Origin of the sequence: Mesorhizobium sp. M1D.F.Ca.ET.231.01.1.1, from assembly GCF_003999155.2 — a bacterium.
GTDB lineage: Bacteria > Pseudomonadota > Alphaproteobacteria > Rhizobiales > Rhizobiaceae > Mesorhizobium.
Genome location: NZ_RZOZ02000008.1, coordinates 147,212 through 171,157, shown reverse-complemented (window position 1 = coordinate 171,157; position 23,946 = coordinate 147,212). Strand labels below are relative to the sequence as shown.

Sequence of the window (23,946 nt, the reverse complement as noted above, 5' to 3'; positions counted from 1 at the left end):
CGCGCCGGATGAATGTCGCCTCGAAAGTAGCGCGCTCCGTGCCCGGCGGCTATTCCCCGTGCTGCCGACGCAGCCGCTGTTCCAGCGCCCTCAGCGCCAGCGACAGGCCGACGGTCAGGATCAGATAGATATAGGCGACGATCGAATAGGTCTCGAAGAAGCGGAAGGAGCCGGCGGCATAGACCTTGCCGATCTGGGTGATGTCGGCGACGCCCAGCACCGAGACCAGCGAGGAATCCTTGACCATGGCGACGAAGTCGTTGCCGAGCGGCGGCAGGATGGTGCGGATCGCCTGCGGGAAGATGATCAGCCGGAAGCGCTGCACGCGCGTCAGGCCCAGCGCTTTGGCGGCTTCGATCTGGCTCTTCTCGACTGACTGGATGCCGGCCCGGAAGACTTCCGAGATGAAGGCGGAATAGCCGATGGTGAGCGCCATGATGGCGCGCCACAGCAGCGAGACGTCGCGCACCAGAAGCTCGCCCATGAAGCCGGCGCTTTGCAGCGGCGCCGTCAGTGCGTTCCAGGCCGCCACGAAGGCAGGCGCGCCGGCGAAGGCGATCCAGAACAAAAGCACCAGGATCGGCACGCCGCGGATGATCTCGACATAGAAGCGGGCGATCTGGCGCAGCCATTGCGACCCCGACAGCGCCATCAGCGCGATGCCGAGCCCGAACGCCGAGGCCAGTGCGAAGGCGACGACGGTGACGAAGACGGTGATGCCGATGCCCTTGGCGACCGTGGCGAAGACCTCGGCATAGAGATCGCTGGCGGCGATCGCCAGCGCCGCCGCCAATGCCATCGCCAGCGCCGTCGCCAGCCACCAGGGAAATTCGGATTTGGGAGTGGAGTTGGACGGTGCCGCCATTAGGCAATGCAAACAATATAGTTGTGGAGGCCGCGTTCCGATACAGCCCCCTGGCGCAATGTCAGCGCGATTTCCTGCAAACCCGCTGCACGTGACAAGACGAGCTCACTGCCCCATCTTGTAGTCGAGGAACCACTTCTTGTTCAGCGCATCGAGCGTGCCGTCGCCCTTGAGCGCGGCGATCGCGGCGTTGACCGGCTTCACCAGGTCGGAGCCCTTCGGGAAGATGAAGCCGAAATCCTCGGTGCCGAGCGGGCCGCCGATCAGCTTGAGCTTGCCTTCGGAGGCATCGACATAGCCCTTGCCGGCAGTGCCGTCGGTCAGCACCACGTCGACGTCGCCCGCCTTCAGCGCCTGCACGGTCGCGCCGAAGGTCTCGAACAGCTTTATGCGCGGGTTCTGCTCGTTGCCGTCGAGCACGCTGTAGACGGCGGTGTAGAAGGGCGTCGTGCCGGGCTGCGCCCCGATCAGCCCGTCCTTGAAGGCGCCGAAGGTCTTGGCATCGGTGAAGCGGCTTTCGTCGCCGCGCACCAGCATGAACTGCTCCGAGCGCATATAGGGGTCGGAGAAGTCGACCTTCGCCTTGCGGTCGTCCTTGATGGTGATGCCGGTCATGCCGATGTTGTACTGGTTGTCGGAAACCGCCTGGATCATCGCGTCCCAGGAAGTATTCTGGTATTCGACCTTGAAGTTCAGCCGCTTGGCGATTTCGTCCATCGCGTCATATTCCCAGCCGATCTGCTTGCCGGTCTTCTTGTCGATGAACTGCAGCGGCGGGTAGGCGTTTTCCGTCACCACCACGACCTTTTTGCCGCCGAGATCGGGCAGCGTGTCGGCCAGCGCAGCGGCAGGCGCGAGAAGGCAGGCCAGCATGGCGGCCAGCAACAGTTTCGACTTGGTCATGACAAACTCCCAGAACCTGAAATGCCTCGCTATGCGGGGCACGCATGAAAACCCGGCGCCGACTTTAGCTTTCCGCAGGCGCCTTGCAAGCCGATCCGCTGCATGGACAAGCGCCAAGGCGGATTCCCATGCTCTGATCGGCACAGTTTTCCGAACGCAGCCGGGGGAGCGATTATTCCGAAGGGTCCGCAACCACTTCGCGCAAACCGGCGACCAGTCGCGTCAGCGTGCTGTGCAGGGCTTTGAGCTCGGTCCGCTCCAGCGGCATGCTGCAGGCAAGCGCCGCCTGCACGTCCTTCATGTTCGCGCGCAGGGCCTGGCCTTTTGCCGTCGGCTCGACCAGCACCCGGCGCTCGTCCGCGCTGTCGCGCCGACGCGTGACCAGGCCGCCCGCTTCCATCCGCTTGATCAGCGGCGTCAGCGTCGCCGAATCCAGCCCCAGCGCCTCGCCAAGCTCGCCGACGGTCATGGGCGAGCGCTTCCACAGCGCCAGCATCGCCAGATATTGCGGATAGGTGAGGCCGAGCGGGTCGAGCAGCGGCCGGTAAAGCCTGGTCATCAGCCCGCTCGCCGAATAGAGCGCGAAGCAGAGCTGCTGATCGAGCCGTGGAACGGCAATCGTCCCGGCGCTATCGGCCGGGACGTCGCTTGCTCGAATTTCGGTTTCAGTCGTCATGCCGCCTTTGCCGCGAGCGCCACCGTGGAAAGCGCCACGTCGATATTGCCCCGGATGGCGTTGGAATAGGGGCAGATCTGGTGCGCCTCCGATACAAGCGCTTCCGCGGCCGCCTGATCAAGGCCCTTGATCTCCGCCGCCAGCGCGACGCCCAGCCTGAAGCCGCCCTGATCGTTCGGATGGAGGCTCACCGTGGACGTGACCGAAGCGTCCTCCAGCGGCAGCTTCTGCTGACGGGCGACGAAACGCACCGCGCTCTCGAAACAGGCCGCATAGCCGACTGCGAAGAGTTGTTCGGGGTTGGTTGCGCCGCCCTTGCCGCCGAGTTCCTTCGGCATCGCCAGATCGACCTTGAGCAGGCCGTCGCTGGTCTCGGCATGGCCCGCGCGGCCGCCAACGACGCGGGCCTGGGTGGTGTAGAGTGCTGACATTTTGGTCTCCATTTATCTTGTGCGCGATTATTTAGTGTACAAGGTAATAGAGTGTCAACCCCCAATGTCGTCATCCACGGGCGGAGCGGGAGCGAAGCGGACGCGCAGAATAGAAGGCGTGCCAAGGAACGCTGGCCCTATCACCGTCGTCATTCTAGGGCGGAGCAAGGAGCGAAGCGACGCGCGCAGACCCATCCATGCCGTGACCTCCGAGTGCTGCTACGGCGCAGACCAACCTTTTCGAAGGTTCGACGGAGTCCCATTCTCTACCGCCGCACACCTCGCGAAGGTAACGGCATGGATTCTAGGGTCTCCGCTTCGCTTCGCCCTAGAATGACGAAAAGCGAAGGGCTTCGATCAAATTCCAAACGCTTGCGTTCCGCCAAAATGAAAAGGCGGCCGAAGCCGCCTCTTCCAAAACAATGCCGTCGTAGTGTCTTATTCGGCCGAAGCAGCCTCGGCAGCGGCCTTCTTCTCGGCGGCTTCCTTGGCGGCCGTCTCGGCGGCCAGTGCCTGGGCGGCGGCGACCTTCTCGGCCTCAATGCGGGCGCGCTCGGCGGCAAGGGCATCACGCTCTTCGTCGTTCAGCTTGCGGGCGCGCACGCCGGTGTTTTCCGAAATACGGGCCGACTTGCCGCGACGGTCGCGCAGGTAATAGAGCTTGGCGCGGCGCACCTTGCCGCGGCGCACGATCTCGACGCCCTCGACCATCGGCGAGTAGACCGGGAAAACGCGCTCGACGCCTTCGCCGTAGGAAATCTTGCGGACGGTGAAATTCTCCTGGAAGCCGGAGCCGGAGCGGGCGATGACGACGCCCTCATAGGCCTGGACGCGGGTGCGGCTGCCTTCGGTGACGCGCACCTGGACGCGCACGGTGTCGCCGGGCTGGAATTCGGGCAGCTTGCGCTTGGCTTCGATCTTGGCGGCCTGCTCGGCCTCGAGCTGACGGATGAGATCCATCTCAAAAATCCACTTCTTGTTCTTCCGACAGTCAGAGCGTCCTCGGCTCGCCTTGCAGTTCCATTGACCGCTCGGCTATGCCCTTTGCCGTAAGCATCGGACAGGGACGGCTACACCGCCATTGTTGACGGGCCCGGAAGAGCGTTCTTGCAAGATCGTTCTTCCGGTTCGGGCGGCCACATACAGCTATTTCGGCGCTTTGTCACGCCTTCGAGGCTTTTTTTTGCGCCATGGCACCATCATATCGCCGTCGTGTCGGGTTGCGCGAGCCTCGCAAGCTTCCTAAGCGGGGGAAAGTGTATCCCCCAGGCCTTCCCCCGATGACCTTCTTCGATGCCGTCCTTCTCTTTGCCGCGGGTTTTGTCTCCGGCGCGGTGAATGCCGTCGCCGGCGGCGGCACCTTCGTCACCTTCGGCGCCATGACGCTGGTCGGCGTGCCGCCAATCGTCGCCAACGCCACCTCCTCGGTGACGCAGTTCCCTGGCTACATCACCTCGACGCTCGCCTATCGCGACGACATCAGGCATTTCTGGCGCCGGGCCCTGCTGCTTTGCCTGATCTCGGCGCTCGGCGCGCTGGCCGGCTCGCTCATCCTGCTCGCGCTCTCCAACCCGTCCTTCCGCACGCTGGTGCCGTGGCTGCTGATTGCCGCCACCGCCTTGTTCGCCGCCGGGCCGTGGCTCAAGCCGACGGCGGGACCGGAGCACCAGGCCTCGGTCGGCTCGCTCGCCGGTTCGCTGGCGCAGTTCGCGACATCGGTCTATGGCGGCTTCTTCGGCGCCGGCATGGGCGTCATGATGCTGGCGACGCTCGGCCTGACGCAGGCCGGCGACTACCACAAGCTCAATGCGTTGAAGAACATGCTGGCCGTGGTCATCGCCGCGATCGCCATCCTCGTCTTCGTTTCGGGCGGCGTCGTCGCCTGGCCGCAGGCGATCGTCATGATCCCGGCCGGCGCGCTGGGCGGCTATGCCGGCGTCTGGATCGCAAAGCGCGTGCCGCAGGGCGTCGTGCGCGGCTTCGTCGTCGCCGTCGGCCTTTTCCTGGCGTTCTACTACTTCGTCAAAGGCTGAGCAGCCGCCAGCAAATCCGGCCGCCGCTCTCTGGTGAGCTTCTCCGCCTCCGCCCGCCGCCAGTCAGCTATCTTCTTGTGGTTGCCGGAGATCAGCACGTCGGGAATTTGCCGCCCCTCGAACTCCTGCGGCCTTGTGTAGTGCGGATGCTCGAGCAGGCCGTTCTCGAAGCTTTCTTCCTCGCCCGAGACGGCATTGCCCATGACCCCCGGAAGCAGCCGCACCACTGCGTCGAGCAGTACGAGCGCCGCCGGCTCGCCGCCCGACAGGATGAAATCGCCGATCGAGACTTCCTCCAGGCCGCGCGCCTCGATCAGCCGCTGGTCGACGCCCTCGAAGCGGCCGCACAGGATGACGGCGCCCGGCCCGGCGGCGAGCTCGCGCACCCGCGCCTGCGTCAGCGGTTTTCCGCGCGGGCTCATCAACAGGCGCGGGCGCGCATCGCCAGGCGGCGAGGCATGATCGATGGCTTTGGCCAGTACGTCGGCGCGCATCACCATGCCGGCGCCGCCGCCGGCCGGCGTGTCGTCGACGGTGCGATGCCTGTCGGTGGCGAAGTCGCGGATCTGGACCGCCTCCAGCGACCAGGTGCCGGCCTCCAGCGCCCGGCCGGCGAGCGACAGGCCGAGCGCGCCGGGAAACATCTCGGGATAGAGCGTCAGCACCGAGGCGGCAAAGCTCACCGGTTGCCCCCGGCGTCCTTCGGTCCGCGCGGCCGTCCCTTCGGGTCGAAGCCGGACCGGCCAGGCGCCTCGCTCTCCTCGTCATCGACCAGCCCCGCCGCCATGGGATCGACCTCGACAAAACCGTCGGCGATTGAAACATGCGGCACCGCGGCCTGGGTGAACGGGATCAGCACACCCTTGCGGCCGGCGAGCGTGACATCGAGTATGTCGCCGCCGCCGAAATTGTGCACGGCGACGATCCTGCCGATAGCGCCGGTATCGTCCCTGACCTCCAGGCCGATCAGGTCGGCGTGGTAGAACTCGTCCTCCTCGCCGTCGTCCGGCAGCACCGAACGGTCGACGAACAGTTCGGTGCCGGCGAGCGCCTCGGCGGCGTTGCGGTCGTTGATGCCCTTGAAGCGCACCACCACCACCGTGCCGGCCGGCCTGATGTCGAGGATCTGGAACGCCCGGCCATCCTTGGCGTGGAGCGGCCCGTAATCGGCGAGCGCCAGCGGATCGCCGGTGAAGGTTTTTACCCGCAATTCGCCCTTGATGCCGTGCGCGGCGCCGATCACGGCCATCTGGACGGGGTTCTCGAGCTTGGACATCGGCAGCGCTTCCTTTGCCTTGCTCTAGAGCAATTCCAGGAACAGTGTGTAGCGGTTTTCCGTTCGGAATTGCGGAAAAACAAGTAGTTGGAGCAGTTCAGCGATTTTGCCAATCGCTGAACTGCTCTAACGCCCTCAAGCCGCCATTTCAATGACGGCCTCTTCACCGCTTCCTAACCCGTGTGCCCGAAACTGCAGCCATGCAGGAATTCCTCATCCCGGCAAAGCCGGATCTTCAAGCGGCACGCGAGGCCTGGCTGAAGATGCTGGCGCGCGAGCGCCGGCTGTCGCCGGAGACGGTCGAGGCCTATGAGCGCGACACGCGCCAGTTCCTGCATTTTTTGACCGGGCATTGCGGCGGACCGCCCGGCATCTCCGATATCGCCGATTTGCGGCCGGCCGATCTGCGCGGCTTCCTCGCCGCGCGCCGCAACTCGGGCGCCGGCGCCCGCACGCTCGGCCGCGGCTTGGCCGGCATCCGCTCGCTGCTGCGCTTCCTCGAGCGGCGCGGCCTCGCCAACGCGGCTGGCGCGGCGGCGCTGCGCGCGCCGCGCCAGCCGAAATCGCTGCCCAAGCCGCTGACGGCGAGCGATGCGAAACAGGTCGTGGCCGTGGAGGGCCAGCTCGCGGAAGAGCCGTGGATCGCCGCCCGCAACGCGGCCGTGCTGACGCTGCTCTACGGCTCCGGACTGCGCATCTCGGAAGCGCTTGGCCTCGCCGGCGCCGATCTCGCCTCGGAGGCCGACACCGTGCTGCGCGTCACCGGCAAGGGCGGCAAGACAAGATTGGTGCCGGTGCTGCCGGTGGCGTCACGCGCGGTTGGCGAATACCGGCGGCTCTGTCCTTTCCATATCGATCCGAAGGGCCTGCTGTTCCGCGGCGCGCGCGGCGGCCCGCTGAACCCGGCGGTCGTCCAGCGCGAGATGGCGAAGCTGCGTTCGGCGCTCAACCTGCCCGAGACGGCGACGCCGCATGCCTTGCGCCATTCCTTCGCCACGCATCTGCTTGGCCGCGGCGGCGACCTGCGCACCATCCAGGAGCTGCTCGGCCATGCCAGCCTGTCGACCACGCAGGTCTATACCGGCGTCGACACGGCAAGGCTGCTCGAAGTCTACGAACGGTCGCATCCGCGGGCGTGAAGCATCTGGCGAAGATCAGGATAACGGCTCAACCAAACGTCATACCGATCCTGGTGGAGGGCAGGAAGGTCGACGCCGGCGAGCGTATGCAGGCAGCCCGACCTGACGACGGCGTTTCCTCAAACGAGCGGCCGCCCATCTCCGGCGGCCGCTCTTCCAAAATCACCGTTGATCAGCGCATCACATAGACGATGCGCCGCGTGCCCGGATCGACCAGCGCCGGCTGGTTGTTCACATAGACATAGCGGTAATTGTAGTCCGGAATCTCGCGCAGCTCGACCGTGTCGGGCAGCGTTGCGCCCGTGACCACCTCGCCTTCGAGATAGACCGGGTCGACCCTGTGGGTGGTGATATAGGTGCCGACCTCGGCCGGCGGCCTGACGATCGGCTCGACCGCATCGCCCGAAACGATGGCGCCGGTGTAGTCGTCCTGCGAATAGATATCGTCGGTCGGCGGCGCCACGACAGCGATACTGGCCTCGGCCGGTCGACGTGTGACGACAACCCGGCTGCCGCCGAAATCACCCGTCACATAGTCGGAATAGACCCAGCCGTTGCCGCCGGCCTCGGCGATGGTGCACCATTTGCTGTTTGCGATGCAGCCAGTGAGAGTGGCCGACTGGCCGGCGGCCAGCACGCCGATCACGGGATATTGCGGACCCGGGCCGGCGCGAACGTTCAAATCCGCCACTGCCGAGACGGGCGTGTCGGCAAGGGTCGCGCCCGACATGGCGAGCAGCGCGCCGGCAACCGCCGGAAACAGTATGCGTTTCATGGTTTTACTCTCCGTTTTCAACGCTCCCTCGGGCTCGAAAACGAAACCGGGCCTTATGCGTTCCGGCTAAAGTGCCGTCGCCTGCTCACGAATTGTTCCAGGTTTTTTCGGCGTACTGGTCAAAAGCTGGTGAACGAAGGCCAGTTTTCGAGCCGTCACGTCCGAAATGACGAAGGGGTAGAGATCGGGCAGTCCCATGCAGCGGTTGATCGAATTCGAGGCCTCCGACAGCACCAGCCAGCGGGCGAGGATCTTTTCGAAAGGTTCCGGCGCCGGATCGGGTTCGGCGGGCGTCGGCTGCGGATGCCCGCCGGTGTCGCCACGCGGCAGTTCGTTGGCTTCCACCGTCTCCAGCCGGCCGAGCGGAAAATTCAGCGCATGCACCATCTCCAGCGTGTCGGTGATGTGCAGGTGGTGCGCCCAGGTCTCGGCCCAGTCTTCCCAGGGGTGGGACGTCGCATAGGCCGAGATGTGGCGCTGCTGCCAGTCCAGCGGAGCGCCATTGGCATAATGGGCCTTCAGCGCCTGCTCGTAGTCGGCCCGCTCGTCGCCGAACAGAGCGCGAAAGGCTGAGAGCCGCCCGGGATCGTCGCGGATCAGCCGGTCCCAATAAAAGTGGCCGAGCTCGTGGCGGAAATGGCCGAGCAAGGTGCGGTAGTTCTCACCCATCTCGACGCGCCGCCGCTCGCGCTCGGCGGAATCGGCCTCGGCGACGTTGAGGGTGATCAGGCCGTTGTCATGGCCGGTCAGGATGCGCTCGCCGCCAGGTCCGCCACCGATCGGATCGGCGAGGAAGTCGAAAGCGAGCCCGGCCTCGTCCTGGGGTCCGGCCTTGGGCGCGACCGGCAGGCCGAAGGCGAGCAGCGAATAGACGGCGCGTTTCTTCGCCGCCTCGACGCGGATCCAGCGCTGGCGGTTGCCGTCCACCGAGAGGTCGGGGATCAATTGGTTGAGCGCGCAGGCGCGGCAGAAGGTCCTGCCCGGCTCGGCCCGCCAGTTGCAGGCGCATTCGTCGGCATTGCCGCATGGAACGGCGTCGTCGGCGCCGGAAAGCGTGAAACGCGCGCGCTCCGGGTCATAGAGCACCAGGCTGGAACAGTTCAGGCATTGCGCGTTTTCGAAATAAAGGCGGTGACCGCAATGAGGACAGTCGAACAGATTCATCGGTAATCGAACCACAGCATGGGGTAACGGCGTTGGGCATCGCCCAAACGCCCGTCGTCGCCCGTCGTTCCGACGCTATTTCGTCGCGAGCTGCGCAATGACTTGCCTGGCCACGCTTTCGCCCGACAGCCTGGCGCCGCCGCAGGTCTGGATGAGCGGTCCGGCGACATGCTCGCCGGCGAAGAAGATCTTTTCCGCCACCGGCTGCATCAGCGTGGCGCGGGCTTCGGAACGGCCGGGACGGGCCGCCGCATAGGCGCCGCGCACGAAGCGCTCCGGGCCCCAATTGGTCATCATGGCGCGGCCGACATGCTTCCTCACGTCGCCGCCGAAGATGCCGCACAGCCGGTCGACGACGAAGTCGACGCCCGCCGCCTCGCCGGCGGCCGACATCTCCCAGGCGAAGTCGCCGCCGACAAACCCCACCATCAGGTCTAGGTCGAACGGGAAGCAGAGGAAATAGATGTCGTGCCTGGCCATCCGCTCGATCAAGAGGTCGTCAAAGGGCTCGAGGCCAAGCCGCGTGCCCTTGATCTCCACCGGCAGCTTGGTGAGCATGCCCATGGGCAGGTCGAAGAAGGCGCCGAAATGCGTGTCGGGCAGCGCCGGCGCGAACTCGATCTCCTCGAAGGCGAGCACCGCCGGCGAGGCGGTGACGATGACCGCCTTGGCGCGGATCGTGCCGCGGTCGGTGACGCAGGCGACGCCCGGCACGTCCCAAAGGATCTTGCGCACCGGCGTCGACAGCTCGACCGGCACGTCGGCGCCGAAATGCGCGACCAGCGCGCCGAGGCCCTCCTTGGTGAAATAATTCGGATCGAGGTCGGCGGCGGCCTGGAAATCGCGGATCGAGATCTCGTCCTCGTCGGCGCCGAAATCCATCGGACCGGCAAAAGTGGCGGCGGCGCGCGGCGCGTGGCCCTTGGCGAGCAGCGCCGACAGCCGGTCGTCGTCGCCTTCCTCGACCTGATGGGCGGCAAGCAGCTCGAACAGCCTTGCGTCGGCGGCCTTCATCTCGGCCTCTTCCGCCTCGCTCGCCTTGCGCTTGCGGTAATAGAGGTGGTCGACATTCATGTCGTGGTGGTGCAGCGTCCAGCCGGCGGCCTGCGCTTCGGGAAAGTAGGGATTGCGGTCGGCGGCGTGCAACCAGGCGCAGCCGATGTCGAAGGGCACGCCGAAATGCCGGTCGCTGGTCCAGGCGCGGCCGCCGATGCGGCTCATCGCCTCCAGGAGCGTGAAGGAAAGTCCGGCTGCCCTGAGCGTCTTGGCCGCGGAAAGCCCTGCCGAGCCTGCGCCAATGATCACAACATCAACGTCTTCCATAAAGACCCAGCCACAATGAGCTTGCGCCATAATTAATGCTTGATCATGCGCAAATTCCCCGGCATTCGCCAGCGCCGAGCGCCGCGCTGTCCCCGTGTGGGCGGTGACAACCGGGCGCTTCACTGGCAAATTCGCAACCGGGACGTGATTCAGGCAACCAGGAGAGACAGAATGGCATTTTTTGCCAAGGGAAGGATTTTCGTGGCCGCCGCTGTGGCGGTTTTCGGGCTGGCGACGGCCGCTCAGGCAGCGGGCAGCTGTGGCAGGAACGGCGCCGGCTTCGACGCGTGGAAACAGCAGTTTGCCGCGGAAGCACAGGCCAACGGCGTTGGCCAGAAGGGCCTGTCGGCGCTGGCCGGCGCGACCTACGCGACAAGGACGATCGCCGCCGACCGCGCCATTCACAAGGCTTTCAGCGGCTCGGTTGAGGCTTTCATGAAGCGCCGGGGCGGGGCAGCGATCATTTCCAGGGGCCGCGCGCTGAAGAAGCAGAACGCGGCGATGTTCGACAGGATCGAACAGAACTACGGCGTGCCGCCGGGTGTGTTGCTCGCCATCTGGGGCATGGAGACCGGCTTCGGCGCCTCCATGGGCAACCAGAACACGGTCTCCGCCATTCTGACGCTTGCCTATGATTGCCGCCGTCCGGACTATTTTACCCCGCACGCCATCGCGGCCCTGAAGCTGGTCGATCGCGGCGCGCTGAGCGCTTCCTCGGTCGGCGCCATGCATGGCGAGATCGGCCACACGCAGTTCCTGCCCGGAAATGTCTTGCAATATGGCGTCGGCAACGGAAACCTGCGCGACAGGAACACCGCGCTCGCCTCCACCGCCAACTTCCTCAAGGGTCATGGCTGGCGTGCCGGCGCGAGCTATGAGGCGAATATGGGCGCGATCGCCGGCTGGAATTCGGCCAGCGTCTACCAGCAGGCCATCGCCCGCATAGCCGAGGCGATTGACGCCAACTGACGGAACCTATCTGACGTAGACAAAAAGCCCGGCCAGGCGCCGGGCTTTTTGTTACGGAGCAAGGGTCAAAACCCACCCGCTCGGAACGACCAGGTTCGATCTCATGTCCTAACGCTCAATCATTCGCGTAGCCGCTCAACGGGCATTTCCGGGAAACGGGAATCTGGAAGGTACCGGTAGTGCCGTTGCAGGTACGGAATTTGGGGTTCCGCGGCGCCGGCGTGGCCGTAGCCGCAGCCTTGGACTTGCCCTTGATGACCAGCCATATCTCGGTCGGTAGGTCCAACTGCACTCTATTCAAATCGGAGTAGTTGATCCGCCCGCTGCGTATCCCCTCGGCAATGCGCTGGCAGAACAAGGCCGGCATGCGCTCCTGCGAGACGCCCATGAAAGAGGCGATTTCGTGCTTGAACGTGATACTCCATAAATGCACAGCGGAGATGCACCCGTCCAAATTAGCCTCAGGTACCTGCCGTGTGCCTGCTTGCGAAGACCCGCACGCCATTAAGGTCAACGCCGCCGCAAGCAAAAGAGAAATACTACTTTTCACTGTCAACCCCCACCCCGCTAGCGAACTTAATTGGAGCGGCGGAAAGGTCAAACGATAATTTCTCTGAAGTGGACTGAACTTTTATTATATTAGCTTTGTGAAATAAAAACCCGGCGTCGCCGCCGGGTTTCCCGCTCATCGCAACTTTCGACGTTCGGACATCAGCCCTTGCGGCTTCTCGCCGCCAGCGTCCTGAGCCGGAGCGCGTTGAGGCGAATGAAGCCGGCTGCGTCCTTCTGGTCGTAGGCGCCGCGGTCGTCCTCGAAGGTGACGAGCGCGTCGGAATAAAGCGTCTTCTTCGACTTGCGGCCGGTGACGATGACATTGCCCTTGTAGAGCTTCAGCCGCACCGTGCCTTCGACGTCTTCCTGGCTCTTGTCGATCATCGCCTGCAGCATGACGCGCTCGGGCGAGAACCAGAAGCCGTTGTAGATGAGCTCTGCGTAGCGCGGCATGAACTCGTCCTTGAGGTGCGCGGCACCCCTGTCGAGCGTGATCGATTCGATCGCACGGTGGGCGGCGATCAGGATGGTGCCGCCGGGCGTCTCGTAAACGCCGCGCGATTTCATGCCGACGAAGCGGTTCTCGACCAGATCGAGGCGGCCGATGCCGTTGTCGCGGCCGAGGTCGTTGAGCGCCGCCAGCATGGTTGCCGGCGAGAGCTTCTTGCCGTTGAGCGCGATCGGATCGCCCTTGAGGAATTCGATCTCGATCTCGGTGACGGCGTCGGGCGCGTCCATCGGCGAGACGGTGCGCTGGTGGACGAATTCCGGCGGCTCGCTCCACGGATCCTCCAGCACCTTGCCCTCGGAGGAGGAGTGCAAAAGGTTGGCGTCGACCGAGAAGGGCGCGTCGCCGCGCTTGTCCTTCGGCACCGGGATCTGGTGCTGCTCGGCGAAGTTGATCAGGTCGGTGCGCGACTTGAACGACCAGTCGCGCCACGGCGCGATGACCTTGATGTCGGGATTGAGCGCATAGGCAGACAGCTCGAAGCGGACCTGGTCGTTGCCCTTGCCGGTGGCGCCATGCGCGATCGCGTCGGCGCTGGTCTCCCTGGCGATCTCGACGAGATGCTTGGAGATCAGCGGCCGGGCGATCGAGGTGCCGAGCAGATAGGTGCCTTCATAAACGGCATTGGCGCGGAACATCGGGAAGACGAAGTCGGCGACGAATTCCTCGCGCACGTCGACGATGCGGATGTCCTTGATGCCCATCATCTCGGCCTTGCGGCGCGCCGGCTCCAACTCGCCGCCCTGGCCAAGATCGGCGGTGAAGGTGACGACCTCGGCGCCGAGCTCGGTCTGTAGCCATTTCAGGATGATGGAGGTGTCGAGGCCGCCGGAATAGGCGAGCACGACTTTCTTCACGTCTTTGGTCTTGGACATCTTGGCGGTTCCGCAGGGACAGTGTTCGCGGGCGAGGTATCACGGGGTTTCCGGGTGGCGCAAGAGACGAACGGGCGCGGGGCCCAGGCAGAGGCTGGGCCAGATACTTCTTGCAGCAGATGCTGGCGGCGGGGAAATGGCTGCGTTATAGGCTGCGCAAAGCTTCCCAGGAGCGAGCAATGTCCTTCATTCCCGACACCACGACGCTGATCCAGTTCGCCATCGCGACCGTCATCCTGGCGATCACGCCGGGACCGGACATGACGCTGTTCGTGTCGCGAACACTGAGTCAGGGCCGCGCCACCGGCTTTGCCTCGATGGCCGGCGCGCTCTGCGGCACGCTGATCCACACCACACTGGTGGTGGTGGGCGTCTCGGCGCTGATCGTCGCCTCGCCGATGGCCTTCTTCGCGCTGAAGATCTTCGGCGCCGGCTATCTCGTCTTCCTGGCCTGGCAGGCGGTCACCAAGGGCTCGGCCTTCTCGCCGGAGAAGAAGAGCGGACCGCGGATCTCGCTGTTCCGCAGCTGGGCGGCCGGGCTCGGCGTCAACCTGCTCAACCCGAAGATCATCCTGTTCTTCATGACCTTCCTGCCGCAATTCGTCTCCGCGCACGATCCGAACGCGCCGGGAAAACTGTTCTTCCTCGGCGTCATGTTCATCGTGCTGTCGATCCCGGTGACGGCGCCGATGGTGCTGGCGGGGGAGAAATTCGCGGCTGCGATGAAGGCGAGCCCGCGCGTCACGCGCGTGGTCGACTATCTGTTCGGCGGCGTGTTCTCGGCCTTCGCGCTGAAGATCCTGACGGCGCAGGCGAAGTAAGCCTCGCCTCGCTGGCGCCGATCTCAGGCTTCGGCGTCGGGCAGCGGCTCGCGGCGCCAGGCGCCGGCCCAGCGGCCGGCGCAGAGCCAGTAGAAGATGCCGCCGACCATGCCGCTGCCGACCAGCGCGAGCCTGACATTGTTGTCGGCGACATCGAAATCGCCATCGCCGACATTGTGCGCGAAGCCGAGGAAGACGACGGCGACGGCGGCACCGCCGAGCGCGTAGAACAGCCAGTCGCGCCGGCCGAGCACCTCGGCGATCAGGATGACGATTGCCGCCGGCATGAAGCCGAAATAGGCGACGAACAGCGCCACGAAAGGCACCGAAAAATAGAGCGCCGGCGCGATCGTCGGATGACCGGGCTCCGGCGCATAGCCGAAATGGCCGAGGAAAAGCACGTTAAGAAAGGCGCTCGCCGCCAGCGAGGCGATCGCATAGCCGATCAGGATGGCGGCGAAGCGGACGAGATAGGCGATGATACGCCTCACGCCTCGCCATGCCCCGCGATCATCATGGCTTCCAGCGCCAGCCGGTCCACCTTGCGCATGCGCTCGGACTCCGACTTCAGCTGGCCGCAGGCAGCGAGGATATCGCGGCCGCGCGGCGTGCGGATCGGCGAGGCATAGCCGGCATTGTTTATGTAGTCTGCGAACTTCTCGATCGTCTCCCAGGCAGAGCACTGGTAGTTGGTGCCGGGCCAGGGGTTGAACGGGATCAGGTTGATCTTGGCAGGAATGCCCTTGAGCAGCTTGACGAGCGCCTTGGCGTCCTCGAGCGAATCGTTGACGTCCTTCAGCATCACATATTCGAAGGTGATGCGGCGGGCGTTGGAAAGCCCCGGATAGGCGCGGCAGGCGGCGATCAGTTCCTTCAGCGGATACTTCTTGTTGATCGGCACCAAAAGATCGCGCAGATCGTCATTGGTGGCGTGCAGCGAGATCGCCAGCATGACGCCGATCTCCTCGCCGGTGCGGGCGATCTCCGGCACGACGCCGGAGGTCGAGAGCGTTATGCGGCGCTTCGACAGGGACAGGCCGTCGCCGTCGGAAGCGATCAGCAGCGCCTTCTTCACCGCCTCGAAATTGTAGAGCGGCTCGCCCATGCCCATCATGACGATGTTGGAGACTTTCCTGCCTTCGGCCGGCACGATGGCGCCGTCCGGCGTGTCGCGGTCGGGGAAATCGCCCAGCCGGTCGCGCGCGGTCAGCAGCTGCGCCAGGATTTCTTCCGTCGTCAGGTTGCGCACCAGTTTCTGCGTGCCGGTGTGGCAGAAGGAGCAGGTCAGCGTGCAGCCGACCTGCGAGGAGATGCAGAGCGTGCCGCGGCCCTCCTCCGGGATATAGACGGTCTCGATCTCGACCGGGCGGCCGGCGCCGCGCGGCGGAAAGCGGAACAGCCACTTGCGCGTGCCGTCGGCAGAAATCTGCTCCTCGACGATCTCGGGCCGCGCGACGGTGAAATGCCTGTCGAGCGCGGCGCGCAAATCCTTGGAGATGTTGAACATATGGGCGAAGTCGGAGACGCCGCGCACATACATCCAGTGCCAGAGCTGCTGGGCGCGCATCTTGGCCTGGCGCTCCGGCACGATGCCGGCGGCAACCAGCGCCGCGCCGAGCTCGGCGCGGGTCAGGCCGATCAGCGACGGCTTCTCGGCTGCCGGGGCGCGGGCGCGCAAGGCGTCGCGTGCGCCTTCGGCGGTCAGATCGAATGAAAGGGTCATGGTTGCGCCAATATAAGCGGTTTGCGGCCGATTTCAGCATCGTGCCCGAAATGAAGCGCGGCGCATAGCACAGGTTGCAGGCGGAGTCATGGGGGCGGCCCATCCGGCCAGGGTGCCGTCATTCCCGTTGCGGAAAACAGATCACATATTCGTGTTGGCGTAACAGCTCGAAGCCCGGCCGCGAACCTGAAAGGGGCGACCATGCCCTTGCAAAAATGGGAGTACGCGGAATGCATTCGATCAAGCTTGTTGCCATGGCCGGTCTTGCAAGCCTTTGCGCCTCGCAGGCATTCGCCGAGGACGCGATGGGAACGATGACCATGATGAAGGGCGGGCAAGTGACGGCGATCATGCCCGACGGGCATATGGGCACCATGATGCCGGACGCCAAGACGAGCGCCGAAATGATGAAGATGGCGAAGCCGATCAAGCATTGCATGATGATGATCACCGACGCCAAGGGCAAAACCTACATGGTCGATACGTCGACCAAGAAGGCCCAGGCCGAATGTGAAAAAATGGCGATGTGAGCCGGAACGGCGGGCAAGCCGGGCAGGACGAAAGCAAAGGCCGGGCTTGGAGGCCCGGCCTAATCGTCGGATTGGCTCTTCGTTACTTGCACTTGGCGATCGAGGACAGCGCCGCCGAAATGCCCTTCAGCGAGAAGACGTAAGACGTGGGGTTGCCGCGGCCGGACTTCGCCTGCACCTTCATGTCGGTGCCGGTCTTCATGGCGGCGATAAGGACCGGTTCCTCTGCCGCGTTCTCGACCCAGGCCGACTTGCCGCGGGTGAACATCGAGAAGGTCTTCTTGTCGATGGTGACGGTGGCCTTGGAGCCTTCCTGGAAATTGTAGCCGGCGATGAACTGCGGCTCGTAGGAAACCTGCTGTCCCGGGCGCTGGCTGACGAAGAAGAACATGTCGCCGTGGTCGAGCGACGGCGGCTGCTTGTCGGTCGGCACGGTCAGCACGTAGCAGACCTTGCCGGCCTGCGACTGATAGCTGTAGGTGCCCCAGGCGTTGTGCTGGCCGATCTTGGTCGCCTGCTGGGCCATGGCCGACGTCACGAAGGCGGCCGCCAGGACCAGGCTGGAAACTGTAGCAATCAATCCGCGCATCGTTCTTCCCGTATTCCAACTGGTGCGGAGGCGGGCCGCGTGGCGTCCTGCCGTCGCTTCATTTTGATTTAATCAGGGTTACCAAACGGTGAATTGTCCTCAAGAAAAGGAGCTCACCCCAGGAAACCGCCACCATTCGCGCCGCCGCTGGTAGTGCGGCGATCACGACGTCCCGGCCGAACTTGGAGGCCACGAAAACGGCAAGAGTTTGTCTTTTCGCGCGGGCGCTTTCGCGGCCTCGTCGTGCGGAAATGTAAGCCAGGGTCAATCCCAAGGGTCAACGCTTGTCGGCCAGCGCGTCCCTGGCGGCCTGCCGGTGCGCGGGCGTGATGTGGGCGCTGACGGCGGCGATCGCGGCGGTCAGCACGGCAAGGTCGTCGGTGAAGCCGAGACCCAAGACGAAGTCGGGGATGAAATCCACCGGCAGCACGAAATAGCCGAGCGCGGCAAGCAGGGTGCCCTTGGCGCGCAGCGGCGTGTCCTTGTCCATGGCGCAGTAATAGGCGGCGACCACCTCGTCCATGAACGGGATCTGCCGGGCGGCCTTCTTGGCGGTGCGCCAGAACTTCTCGCGCACCTCTCCTTCGCCGGCGAGCCTGTCGCCGAAACCGAAGAAATCGAAACGGGATTCCTGCGCCATTCATCTCTCCTTGGCCGCGCGTGTCCTTGCACGTCGGCCCGCCGCGGGAGATGTGGTGAAAGCGCTGCCTCGCTGCAAGAGTTCGGGTGGCTGCTGGCCCCAAAATCGAACTCGGCAGCGCCGGCAGTGGGTAAGCCGAGTTGGGAAATCTCCAACGTTGGAGATTGGCCGGAACGTCCCTCTCGTCGTCATTCTATGGCGGAGCAAGGAGCGGAGCGACGCGGCGCAGACCATAGAATCCATGCCGTTACATGGGAGCGCCGCCCACGGTGCAGAATTCTGCTCCGCTGTACTTTTCGGCCGAGGTCACGGCATGGATCCTAGGGTCTTCGCGACGGAGCTACGCTCCTGCTTCGCCCTAGGATGACGACGCTGGAGCGGCGGCAGTCACACGGCTGGAGGACTCCTGCGACCTATCCGAAATAACGGTTCATCCGCTTGGCAAGCTCGATATCCAGCGCCGTCACGCCACCGGCGTCGTGCGTGTTCAGGGTCACGTCGACGACCTTGTAGACATTCGACCAGTCGGGGTGGTGGTCCATCTTCTCGGCTGCCAGTGCCACGCGCGTCATGAAGGCGAAGGCTTCGGAGAAGTTCTTGAAGCCGAAGCTGCGCTTGATGGAGGCGCCGTCGGCGGCCAGCGACCAGCCTTCGAGTTCGGCAAGCGCAGCGGTGATGGCGTCCTTGCTGAGTTTTTCTCTCGTCATGATGATTTCCCGTGCTATCTCGAATTTGACCTCACCATAATGCAAGTCGCCCAAAGGTGCTTTGCGGTTTTGGGGTTCCAAATGCACAAACGGCGCATATCGAATGAGCATAAAGCCCATAAAATCCATTCTGTTCGTCTGCCTCGGCAACATCTGCCGCTCGCCGCTGGCTGAAGGTGTTTTTCGCGCCGTGCTGAGCGAGCGTGGCGACGATCAGGGCATCGTGCTCGATTCGGCCGCGACCGGCGGCTGGGAGGCCGGCTCCACTCCCGATCCGCGCTCGATCGCGGTCGCCATTCGCCACGGCATCGATATTTCCGGGCAGAGGGCGCGCAAGATCGCGCCGGAAGACTTTTCCCGTTTCGACCTGATCCTCGGCATGGACCGGTCGAACGTGCGCGACCTCAAGGCGCTGGCGCCTGAGGCCGCGCGCGACCGCATCCACCTGTTCCTGGAGTTTGCCAGCGGAAACGCGCGCGACGTGCCGGACCCCTACTATGAAGACCAGCAGGCCTTTGCTTCGGTCTACCGCATGATCCGCGAGGCGTCGGAGGCGCTGGCGAAGCGGCTGGACGCGCGTGTGTCAGCACCAACCAGCGGCCAGGCTTCCTCAACGATGTAGGGGCCGCCGCCGACCGAATCGCGCGACGACATCAGGACGAAGCGGCCGACCCGGAAGGGCAGCGCGGAAAAGTTGCCGCGCGCCGAAAGATATTGGGCGACGTCGAGCGGGCTCGCATTGCGCAGGCGGGCGAGCGTCACATGCGGCGAGAATTTGCGCGGGTCGGCCGGGAGGCCGAGCCGCTGGCAGATGCGATCGATCTCGCCCTGCAGCGCCACCAGGTCGGGCGAGGCGGACACGCCGGCCCACACCGCATGCGGCTTCTTGCCGCCGAAGGCGCCCACGCCGGAGAGCGTCAAGGGGAAGGAGGGACGGTTGACGCGGTCGAGCGCGTTGGCGATCTCGTCGGCGACATGGCCTTCGATGTCGCCGATGAAGCGCAGCGTCAGATGATAGTTTTCGACATCGATCCAGCGGGCTCCGGGAAGGCCGCCCCGCAGCAGGGACAGCGAAAGAGCAGCGTCGCGCGGAATTTCGAGGGCGGTGAAAAGACGTGGCATGAGAAGCCTCCTGTCCTCGAATCGAAACTCTACCCCTAGCGAATCATCGATATCGGCGCGGGGCAAGCGGTTTGTTGTCCACAAGGTTTCCCCAACGGAAACCGTGGCGTTTGGGACTCACGACGGACCTCCATTGGCGGCGATGGCCTTTTCGACGACCGGCAGAATGCCCTTGATCATGACATCAACTCCCTTCGGGTTGGGATGCAGGCCGTCCTCCAGCTGCAGGTCCGGATGGCCGGCGACGTTGTCGAGAAAGAACGGGTAGAGAGGAATGCCGTACTTTGCGGCCAGCCGCGGATAGATCGCGTCGAAGGCCTTCTGGTAGTCGGCGCCAAGATTGGGCGCCGCGCGCATGCCGGCCAGGAGCACCGGGATTTTGCGCTGCTTGAGCTTGGCCAGCATCGCATCGAGATTCTTTTCAGCGATGTCGGGCGCGACGCCGCGCAGCATGTCGTTGGCTCCGAGCTCGAGGATAACGAGCCCCGTGCCGTCCGGCACCGACCAGTCGAGCCGCGCCAATCCGCCGCTCGTGGTATCGCCGGACACGCCGGCATTGGCGACGGCGACATCACGGCCCTTCGCTTTCAGCGCCGCCTGTAGCCTGTCGGTGAACCCCTGACCCGGGCCGAGGCCGAAGCCTGCCGTCAGGCTGTCACCGAAGCCGACGATGTTGAAGGTTTCCGCGCCCGCCGGCGCCATGGCGCCGCAAACCGAAAGGAAAAGGACGAGGGCCGCGGCAAGAGTATGTTTGAAAGCCATGCGGCGAGCCCCATATGACCGAAACGATCCTTGGAGGAGGCATTCTCGTCTCCCTTTTCCACCATATAGGACGCTTTCATTGTGACAGAAGCCGTCATCGCACTGAGGGATATCTCGCTGACGCTCGGCGAGGGTGCGTCCTCCGTCCATGTGCTCAAGGGCATTAGCCTCGACGTGGCTGGCGCCGAGGCCACCGGCATCGTCGGCCCGTCGGGATCCGGCAAGTCCACCTTGCTGATGGTTCTGGCCGGGCTGGAGAGGGTCGATTCAGGAACCGTGCGGATCGCCGGCGAACTGCTCAACGGCAAAAGCGAGGACCAGACTGCTTCGTTTCGGGGGCGAAACATCGGCATCGTCTTCCAGTCCTTCCACCTGATCCCCAACATGACGGCGCTCGAGAACGTCGCGGTGCCGCTGGAGCTCGCCGGCCATTCCGATCCGTTCGCCGTGGCGGCGCAGGAGCTGGCGGCGGTCGGCTTGAGCGACCGTGTGACGCACTATCCCGGCGAGCTCTCCGGCGGCGAGCAGCAGCGCGTGGCGATCGCCAGGGCGCTGGCGCCCTCGCCGCGCATCCTGATTGCCGACGAGCCGACCGGCAACCTCGACCAGGCGACGGGGAAACAGATCGCCGACCTTTTGTTCGCCAAGGCGGCCGAGCGCGGCATGACGCTGGTGCTGGTCACGCATGACCCGGCGCTTGCCGCCCGCTGCGCGCGCCAGGTATCGATGCGCTCGGGACGCATCGAGGATGCGCCCAAGCCGGTGAAGGTGCCGGCCTGATGCGGACCCTGAAGCTCGCCATCCGCTTCTCGCTGCGCGAGATGCGCGGCGGCCTGTCCGGCTTCATGATCTTCCTCGCCTGCATCGCGCTCGGCGTGGCCGCGATCGGCGGGGTCAATTCGGTGGCGCAGGCGATCACGGCAGGCGTCGCCAATCAGGGCCAGACGCTGCTTGGCGGCGATCTGCGCTTCCAGATCAACCAGCGCAGCGCCTCGAATGCGGAGCTTGGCTTCCTCGACAGCCTTGGCACGGTCTCGCTGAATTCCGGCATGCGTTCCATGGCGCGGCTCGAGGACGGCTCGGACCAGGCGCTGGTCGAGGCCAAGGCGGTCGACGACGCCTATCCGCTTTACGGCTCGCTGGAAACCGACCCGCCGCTGCCGAAGAAGGAGCTGTTCGGCGAGAAAGCCGGCATCTTCGGCGCCGCCGCGCCCGATCTCTTGTTCGATCGCCTCAATCTCGAGATCGGCGACCGGCTGAAGCTTGGCGGCGCCACCTTCGAGCTGAGAGCGAGGCTAGTCAGCGAGCCCGATGCGATATCCGACGGCTTCGGCTTCGCGCCGCGGCTGATGATCTCGAACGACGGGCTTGCCGCCTCCGGACTGATCCAGCCCGGCAGCCTGGTCGAGAACGCCTACAAGGTCCGGCTGCCCGACCGCGCCGGTGAGGCGCGGATCAAGGCGATCCAGGCCGAGGCCGCGAAAGATTTTCCACAAGCGGGCTGGTCGATCCGCACGCGCAGCAATGCGGCGCCCGCGCTGTCCTCCAACATCGAGCGCTTCTCGCAGTTCCTGACGCTGGTCGGGCTGACGGCGCTGGTGGTCGGCGGCGTCGGCGTGGCCAACGCGGTGCGCGCCTATCTCGACGGCAAGCGGGGCGTCATCGCCACCTTCAAGAGCCTCGGCGCCTCAGGCGGCTTCGTCTTCACGGTCTATCTCGTGCAGATCCTCTTGATCGCCGGCCTCGGCATCGTGCTCGGCCTGATCCTGGGCGCAGCGATGCCGTTCGTGGCGAGCGCGCTTCTGCGGTCGGTCATCCCGGTGCCGGCGGAGGGCGGCTTCTATCTTGGCGCGCTCGCCATGGCCGCGCTCTTTGGTCTCCTGGTGACGCTGGCCTTCGCGCTGTTGCCGCTCGGGCGCGCCCGCGACGTGCCGGCGACGGCGCTGTTTCGCGAGATGGGTTTTGAGAGCCGCGGCTGGCCGCGCCTGCCCTATGTCGGCGCCGCTCTCGCGATCGTGCTGGCGCTGGCCGCGCTCGCCATCCTTTCCGCCGACGATCGGCGCATCGCCTCGATCTTCGTCGGCGCCACGGTCTTTGCCTTCCTGGTGCTGCGGCTGGTGGCCGCGCTGGTGCAGTGGGCTGCCCGGCAGAGCCCGCGCGCGCGTTTCGTGTCGCTCAGGCTGGCGCTCGGCAACATCCACCGCCCCGGCGCGCTGACGCCCTCGGTGGTGCTGTCGCTCGGGCTCGGCCTGACGCTCCTGGTGACGCTGGCGCTGATCGACGGCAATCTCAGGCGCCAGATCTCCGGCAGCCTGCCGGAGCGGGCGCCGAATTTCTTCTTCGTCGACATCCAGAGCACCGATGTCGATGCCTTCGCCGGCCTGGTCGGCAAAGAGGCGCCGCGGGGAACGCTGGTCAAGGTGCCGATGCTGCGCGGCCGTATCATGGCGCTCAACGGCGTCGACGTCGACAAGGTGAAGGTCTCCGCCGACGGCGCGTGGGTGCTGCGCGGCGACCGCGGGCTGACCTATGATGCGAAGCAGCCGGCCAACGCCACCCTGACAGAGGGGACGTGGTGGCCGCAGAACTATTCCGGCGAGCCGCTGGTATCGTTCTCGGCGGAGGAGGGCAAGGCGATCGGGCTGAAGCTTGGCGACACCGTCACCGTCAACGTGCTCGGCCGCAACGTGATGGCAAGGATCGCCAATTTCCGCCAGGTCGAGTGGGAAACCATGGGCATCAATTTCGTCATGGTGTTCTCGCCCAACACCTTCGCCGGCGCCCCGCATGGCTGGCTGGCGACGCTGACCGACAAGAGCACCACCACGGCCGACGACGCCAGGCTGCTCAACGCGGTCACCCGCGCCTTTCCGGCGGTGACGACCGTGCGGGTCAAGGACGCGCTCGACATCGTCAACCGGCTGGTCGCCCAATTGGGCACGGCGATCCGCGCCGCCGCCGGCGTGGCGCTGATCGCCTCGGTGCTGGTTCTCTCCGGCGCTTTGGCCGCCGGCAACCGGGCGCGCATCCATGACGCGGTGGTGCTGAAGACGCTTGGCGCGACAAGGCAAACGCTGATCGTCGCCTTCTCGCTGGAATATGTGCTGATCGGCCTTGCGACCGCGTTGTTCGCGCTTGCCGCGGGCGGCATCGCGGCATGGTTCGTCGTCGCGCATATCATGACGCTGCCGTCGCACTTCATGCCGGAAGTGGCGGTGCCGACGATCCTCGTGTCGCTGGCTGTCACCGTCGGCATCGGCCTTGCCGGCACCTGGCGGGTGCTCGGCCACAAGGCGGCGCCGGTGCTGCGCAACCTTTGACCCGACATGCCGGGAAGCTGCTCGCGCCTTAAATCTTTGCAAGAATGCCCGGCCGAAACGGCCGAAAACCGGGCTTTTGCTTTCTCACGAAGCGTTACCCCTCGTTACCGTCTTGTTCTTGACGCCGAGAACGCTCATATTTTGCGCAGGCATGCTGGAGCCCCGCCAGCGGCGCCTGGTCCCGAAGCGGTCATCCCAAAGTGATGATCGGGCGACCTGTCACCGGACGGGGCAGAAGCAACA

27 protein-coding genes are annotated in these 23,946 nt (G+C 65.1%); 8 read left to right on the top strand and 19 right to left on the bottom strand.

All coding sequences use genetic code 11. The features are described from left to right. Window positions 1-49: 49 nt before the first annotated feature. From EN874_RS21535 to rplS, 5 genes are all read right to left on the bottom strand, one after another. Complete coding sequence (locus EN874_RS21535) at window positions 50-865, bottom strand: amino acid ABC transporter permease (RefSeq protein ID WP_127427174.1); 816 nt, start codon at window positions 863-865, stop codon at window positions 50-52. Between the two features lie 105 nt (window positions 866-970). Then, window positions 971-1,768 (bottom strand): transporter substrate-binding domain-containing protein, encoded by a 798-nt coding sequence (locus EN874_RS21530; RefSeq protein WP_127427173.1) that lies wholly within the window; start codon window positions 1,766-1,768, stop codon window positions 971-973. Window positions 1,769-1,940: 172 nt separating this feature from the next. Continuing rightward, complete coding sequence (locus EN874_RS21525; protein ID WP_127427172.1) at window positions 1,941-2,444, bottom strand: MarR family transcriptional regulator; 504 nt, start codon at window positions 2,442-2,444, stop codon at window positions 1,941-1,943. Beyond that, a complete protein-coding gene (locus tag EN874_RS21520; RefSeq protein WP_127427171.1) occupies window positions 2,441-2,875 on the bottom strand; it encodes an organic hydroperoxide resistance protein in 435 nt (144 codons plus the stop codon). Before EN874_RS21520 ends, EN874_RS21525 begins: the two co-directional genes overlap by 4 nt. Window positions 2,876-3,313: 438 nt before the next feature. Further along, window positions 3,314-3,835, bottom strand: a complete 522-nt coding sequence (rplS, locus tag EN874_RS21515; RefSeq protein ID WP_095820273.1) for a 50S ribosomal protein L19 — start codon at window positions 3,833-3,835, stop codon at window positions 3,314-3,316. A gap of 320 nt (window positions 3,836-4,155) precedes the next feature. Between rplS and EN874_RS21505 the strand changes: the two genes are divergently transcribed. Then, window positions 4,156-4,908, top strand: a complete 753-nt coding sequence (locus EN874_RS21505) for a sulfite exporter TauE/SafE family protein (RefSeq protein WP_127427170.1) — start codon at window positions 4,156-4,158, stop codon at window positions 4,906-4,908. Here EN874_RS21505 and trmD read toward each other — a convergent pair. Both trmD and rimM read right to left on the bottom strand, forming a co-directional pair. Continuing rightward, window positions 4,890-5,591, bottom strand: coding sequence for a tRNA (guanosine(37)-N1)-methyltransferase TrmD (trmD, locus tag EN874_RS21500; RefSeq protein ID WP_127427169.1), 702 nt, complete (start codon window positions 5,589-5,591; stop codon window positions 4,890-4,892). The two genes, EN874_RS21505 and trmD, sit on opposite strands and share 19 nt — an antisense overlap. Continuing rightward, the gene (gene rimM / locus EN874_RS21495) at window positions 5,588-6,184 is read right to left on the bottom strand and encodes a ribosome maturation factor RimM (RefSeq protein ID WP_127427168.1); all 597 of its coding nucleotides are present in this window, start codon (window positions 6,182-6,184) and stop codon (window positions 5,588-5,590) included. Before rimM ends, trmD begins: the two co-directional genes overlap by 4 nt. A 200-nt stretch (window positions 6,185-6,384) precedes the next feature. Here rimM and EN874_RS21490 point away from each other — a divergent pair, with 200 nt between their 5' ends. Continuing rightward, on the top strand, window positions 6,385-7,323 hold the full coding sequence (locus EN874_RS21490) for a tyrosine recombinase XerC (protein WP_127427167.1): 939 nt from the start codon (window positions 6,385-6,387) through the stop codon (window positions 7,321-7,323). Between the two features lie 172 nt (window positions 7,324-7,495). Here the strand turns inward: EN874_RS21490 and EN874_RS21485 are convergent, their stop codons facing one another. The 3 genes from EN874_RS21485 to EN874_RS21475 form a co-directional block, all read right to left on the bottom strand. After that, window positions 7,496-8,098, bottom strand: coding sequence for a DUF1236 domain-containing protein (locus EN874_RS21485; RefSeq protein WP_127427166.1), 603 nt, complete (start codon window positions 8,096-8,098; stop codon window positions 7,496-7,498). 66 nt (window positions 8,099-8,164) lie between these two features. Continuing rightward, the gene (locus EN874_RS21480; RefSeq protein WP_127427165.1) at window positions 8,165-9,262 is read right to left on the bottom strand and encodes a putative zinc-binding metallopeptidase; all 1,098 of its coding nucleotides are present in this window, start codon (window positions 9,260-9,262) and stop codon (window positions 8,165-8,167) included. A gap of 75 nt (window positions 9,263-9,337) precedes the next feature. Then, window positions 9,338-10,585: an NAD(P)/FAD-dependent oxidoreductase gene (locus EN874_RS21475; protein ID WP_127427164.1), complete on the bottom strand. Its 1,248-nt coding sequence runs from the start codon at window positions 10,583-10,585 to the stop codon at window positions 9,338-9,340. Between the two features lie 171 nt (window positions 10,586-10,756). Between EN874_RS21475 and EN874_RS21470 the strand changes: the two genes are divergently transcribed. Then, window positions 10,757-11,554 (top strand): lytic transglycosylase domain-containing protein, encoded by a 798-nt coding sequence (locus EN874_RS21470; protein WP_127427163.1) that lies wholly within the window; start codon window positions 10,757-10,759, stop codon window positions 11,552-11,554. A gap of 115 nt (window positions 11,555-11,669) precedes the next feature. Here the strand turns inward: EN874_RS21470 and EN874_RS21465 are convergent, their stop codons facing one another. Both EN874_RS21465 and EN874_RS21460 read right to left on the bottom strand, forming a co-directional pair. Continuing rightward, complete coding sequence (locus tag EN874_RS21465) at window positions 11,670-12,104, bottom strand: hypothetical protein (RefSeq protein WP_245513623.1); 435 nt, start codon at window positions 12,102-12,104, stop codon at window positions 11,670-11,672. 161 nt (window positions 12,105-12,265) lie between these two features. Next, on the bottom strand, window positions 12,266-13,489 hold the full coding sequence (locus EN874_RS21460; RefSeq protein WP_127427161.1) for an argininosuccinate synthase: 1,224 nt from the start codon (window positions 13,487-13,489) through the stop codon (window positions 12,266-12,268). Window positions 13,490-13,668: 179 nt separating this feature from the next. On the opposite strand from EN874_RS21460, the gene EN874_RS21455 reads away from it, so the two are divergent. Continuing rightward, window positions 13,669-14,310 (top strand): LysE family translocator, encoded by a 642-nt coding sequence (locus tag EN874_RS21455; RefSeq protein ID WP_127427160.1) that lies wholly within the window; start codon window positions 13,669-13,671, stop codon window positions 14,308-14,310. A 23-nt stretch (window positions 14,311-14,333) separates the two neighbouring features. Here EN874_RS21455 and EN874_RS21450 read toward each other — a convergent pair whose 3' ends face one another. Both EN874_RS21450 and rlmN read right to left on the bottom strand, forming a co-directional pair. Then, window positions 14,334-14,801 (bottom strand): hypothetical protein, encoded by a 468-nt coding sequence (locus tag EN874_RS21450; RefSeq protein WP_126086877.1) that lies wholly within the window; start codon window positions 14,799-14,801, stop codon window positions 14,334-14,336. After that, window positions 14,798-16,033 (bottom strand): 23S rRNA (adenine(2503)-C(2))-methyltransferase RlmN, encoded by a 1,236-nt coding sequence (rlmN, locus tag EN874_RS21445; protein ID WP_127427159.1) that lies wholly within the window; start codon window positions 16,031-16,033, stop codon window positions 14,798-14,800. The genes EN874_RS21450 and rlmN overlap by 4 nt, the downstream gene beginning before the upstream one ends. A gap of 230 nt (window positions 16,034-16,263) precedes the next feature. On the opposite strand from rlmN, the gene EN874_RS21440 reads away from it, so the two are divergent. After that, window positions 16,264-16,563 carry a hypothetical protein gene (locus EN874_RS21440; protein ID WP_127427158.1) on the top strand — a complete coding sequence of 100 codons (300 nt, stop codon included), beginning with the start codon at window positions 16,264-16,266 and terminating at the stop codon, window positions 16,561-16,563. 82 nt (window positions 16,564-16,645) lie between these two features. Here the strand turns inward: EN874_RS21440 and EN874_RS21435 are convergent, their stop codons facing one another. From EN874_RS21435 to EN874_RS21425, 3 genes are all read right to left on the bottom strand, one after another. Then, window positions 16,646-17,152: an invasion associated locus B family protein gene (locus EN874_RS21435; RefSeq protein WP_127427157.1), complete on the bottom strand. Its 507-nt coding sequence runs from the start codon at window positions 17,150-17,152 to the stop codon at window positions 16,646-16,648. A 277-nt stretch (window positions 17,153-17,429) separates the two neighbouring features. After that, window positions 17,430-17,792: a YkvA family protein gene (locus tag EN874_RS21430; RefSeq protein WP_126086871.1), complete on the bottom strand. Its 363-nt coding sequence runs from the start codon at window positions 17,790-17,792 to the stop codon at window positions 17,430-17,432. Between the two features lie 413 nt (window positions 17,793-18,205). Further along, window positions 18,206-18,499, bottom strand: coding sequence for a 4a-hydroxytetrahydrobiopterin dehydratase (locus EN874_RS21425; RefSeq protein ID WP_127427156.1), 294 nt, complete (start codon window positions 18,497-18,499; stop codon window positions 18,206-18,208). A 103-nt stretch (window positions 18,500-18,602) separates the two neighbouring features. Between EN874_RS21425 and EN874_RS21420 the strand changes: the two genes are divergently transcribed. After that, on the top strand, window positions 18,603-19,121 hold the full coding sequence (locus tag EN874_RS21420; RefSeq protein ID WP_127427155.1) for a low molecular weight protein-tyrosine-phosphatase: 519 nt from the start codon (window positions 18,603-18,605) through the stop codon (window positions 19,119-19,121). On the opposite strand, the gene thpR is transcribed toward EN874_RS21420, so the two are convergent. Together thpR and EN874_RS21410 are read right to left on the bottom strand one after the other, a co-directional pair. Further along, window positions 19,025-19,621, bottom strand: coding sequence for an RNA 2',3'-cyclic phosphodiesterase (gene thpR / locus EN874_RS21415; RefSeq protein WP_126086869.1), 597 nt, complete (start codon window positions 19,619-19,621; stop codon window positions 19,025-19,027). The two genes, EN874_RS21420 and thpR, sit on opposite strands and share 97 nt — an antisense overlap. Before the next feature lie 117 nt (window positions 19,622-19,738). Then, the gene (locus tag EN874_RS21410; protein WP_127427154.1) at window positions 19,739-20,383 is read right to left on the bottom strand and encodes an arylesterase; all 645 of its coding nucleotides are present in this window, start codon (window positions 20,381-20,383) and stop codon (window positions 19,739-19,741) included. Window positions 20,384-20,464: 81 nt separating this feature from the next. On the opposite strand from EN874_RS21410, the gene EN874_RS21405 reads away from it, so the two are divergent. Continuing rightward, a complete protein-coding gene (locus tag EN874_RS21405; protein ID WP_127427153.1) occupies window positions 20,465-21,163 on the top strand; it encodes an ABC transporter ATP-binding protein in 699 nt (232 codons plus the stop codon). Continuing rightward, complete coding sequence (locus tag EN874_RS21400; protein WP_127427152.1) at window positions 21,163-23,703, top strand: ABC transporter permease; 2,541 nt, start codon at window positions 21,163-21,165, stop codon at window positions 23,701-23,703. Before EN874_RS21405 ends, EN874_RS21400 begins: the two co-directional genes overlap by 1 nt. Window positions 23,704-23,946 lie beyond the last annotated feature (243 nt).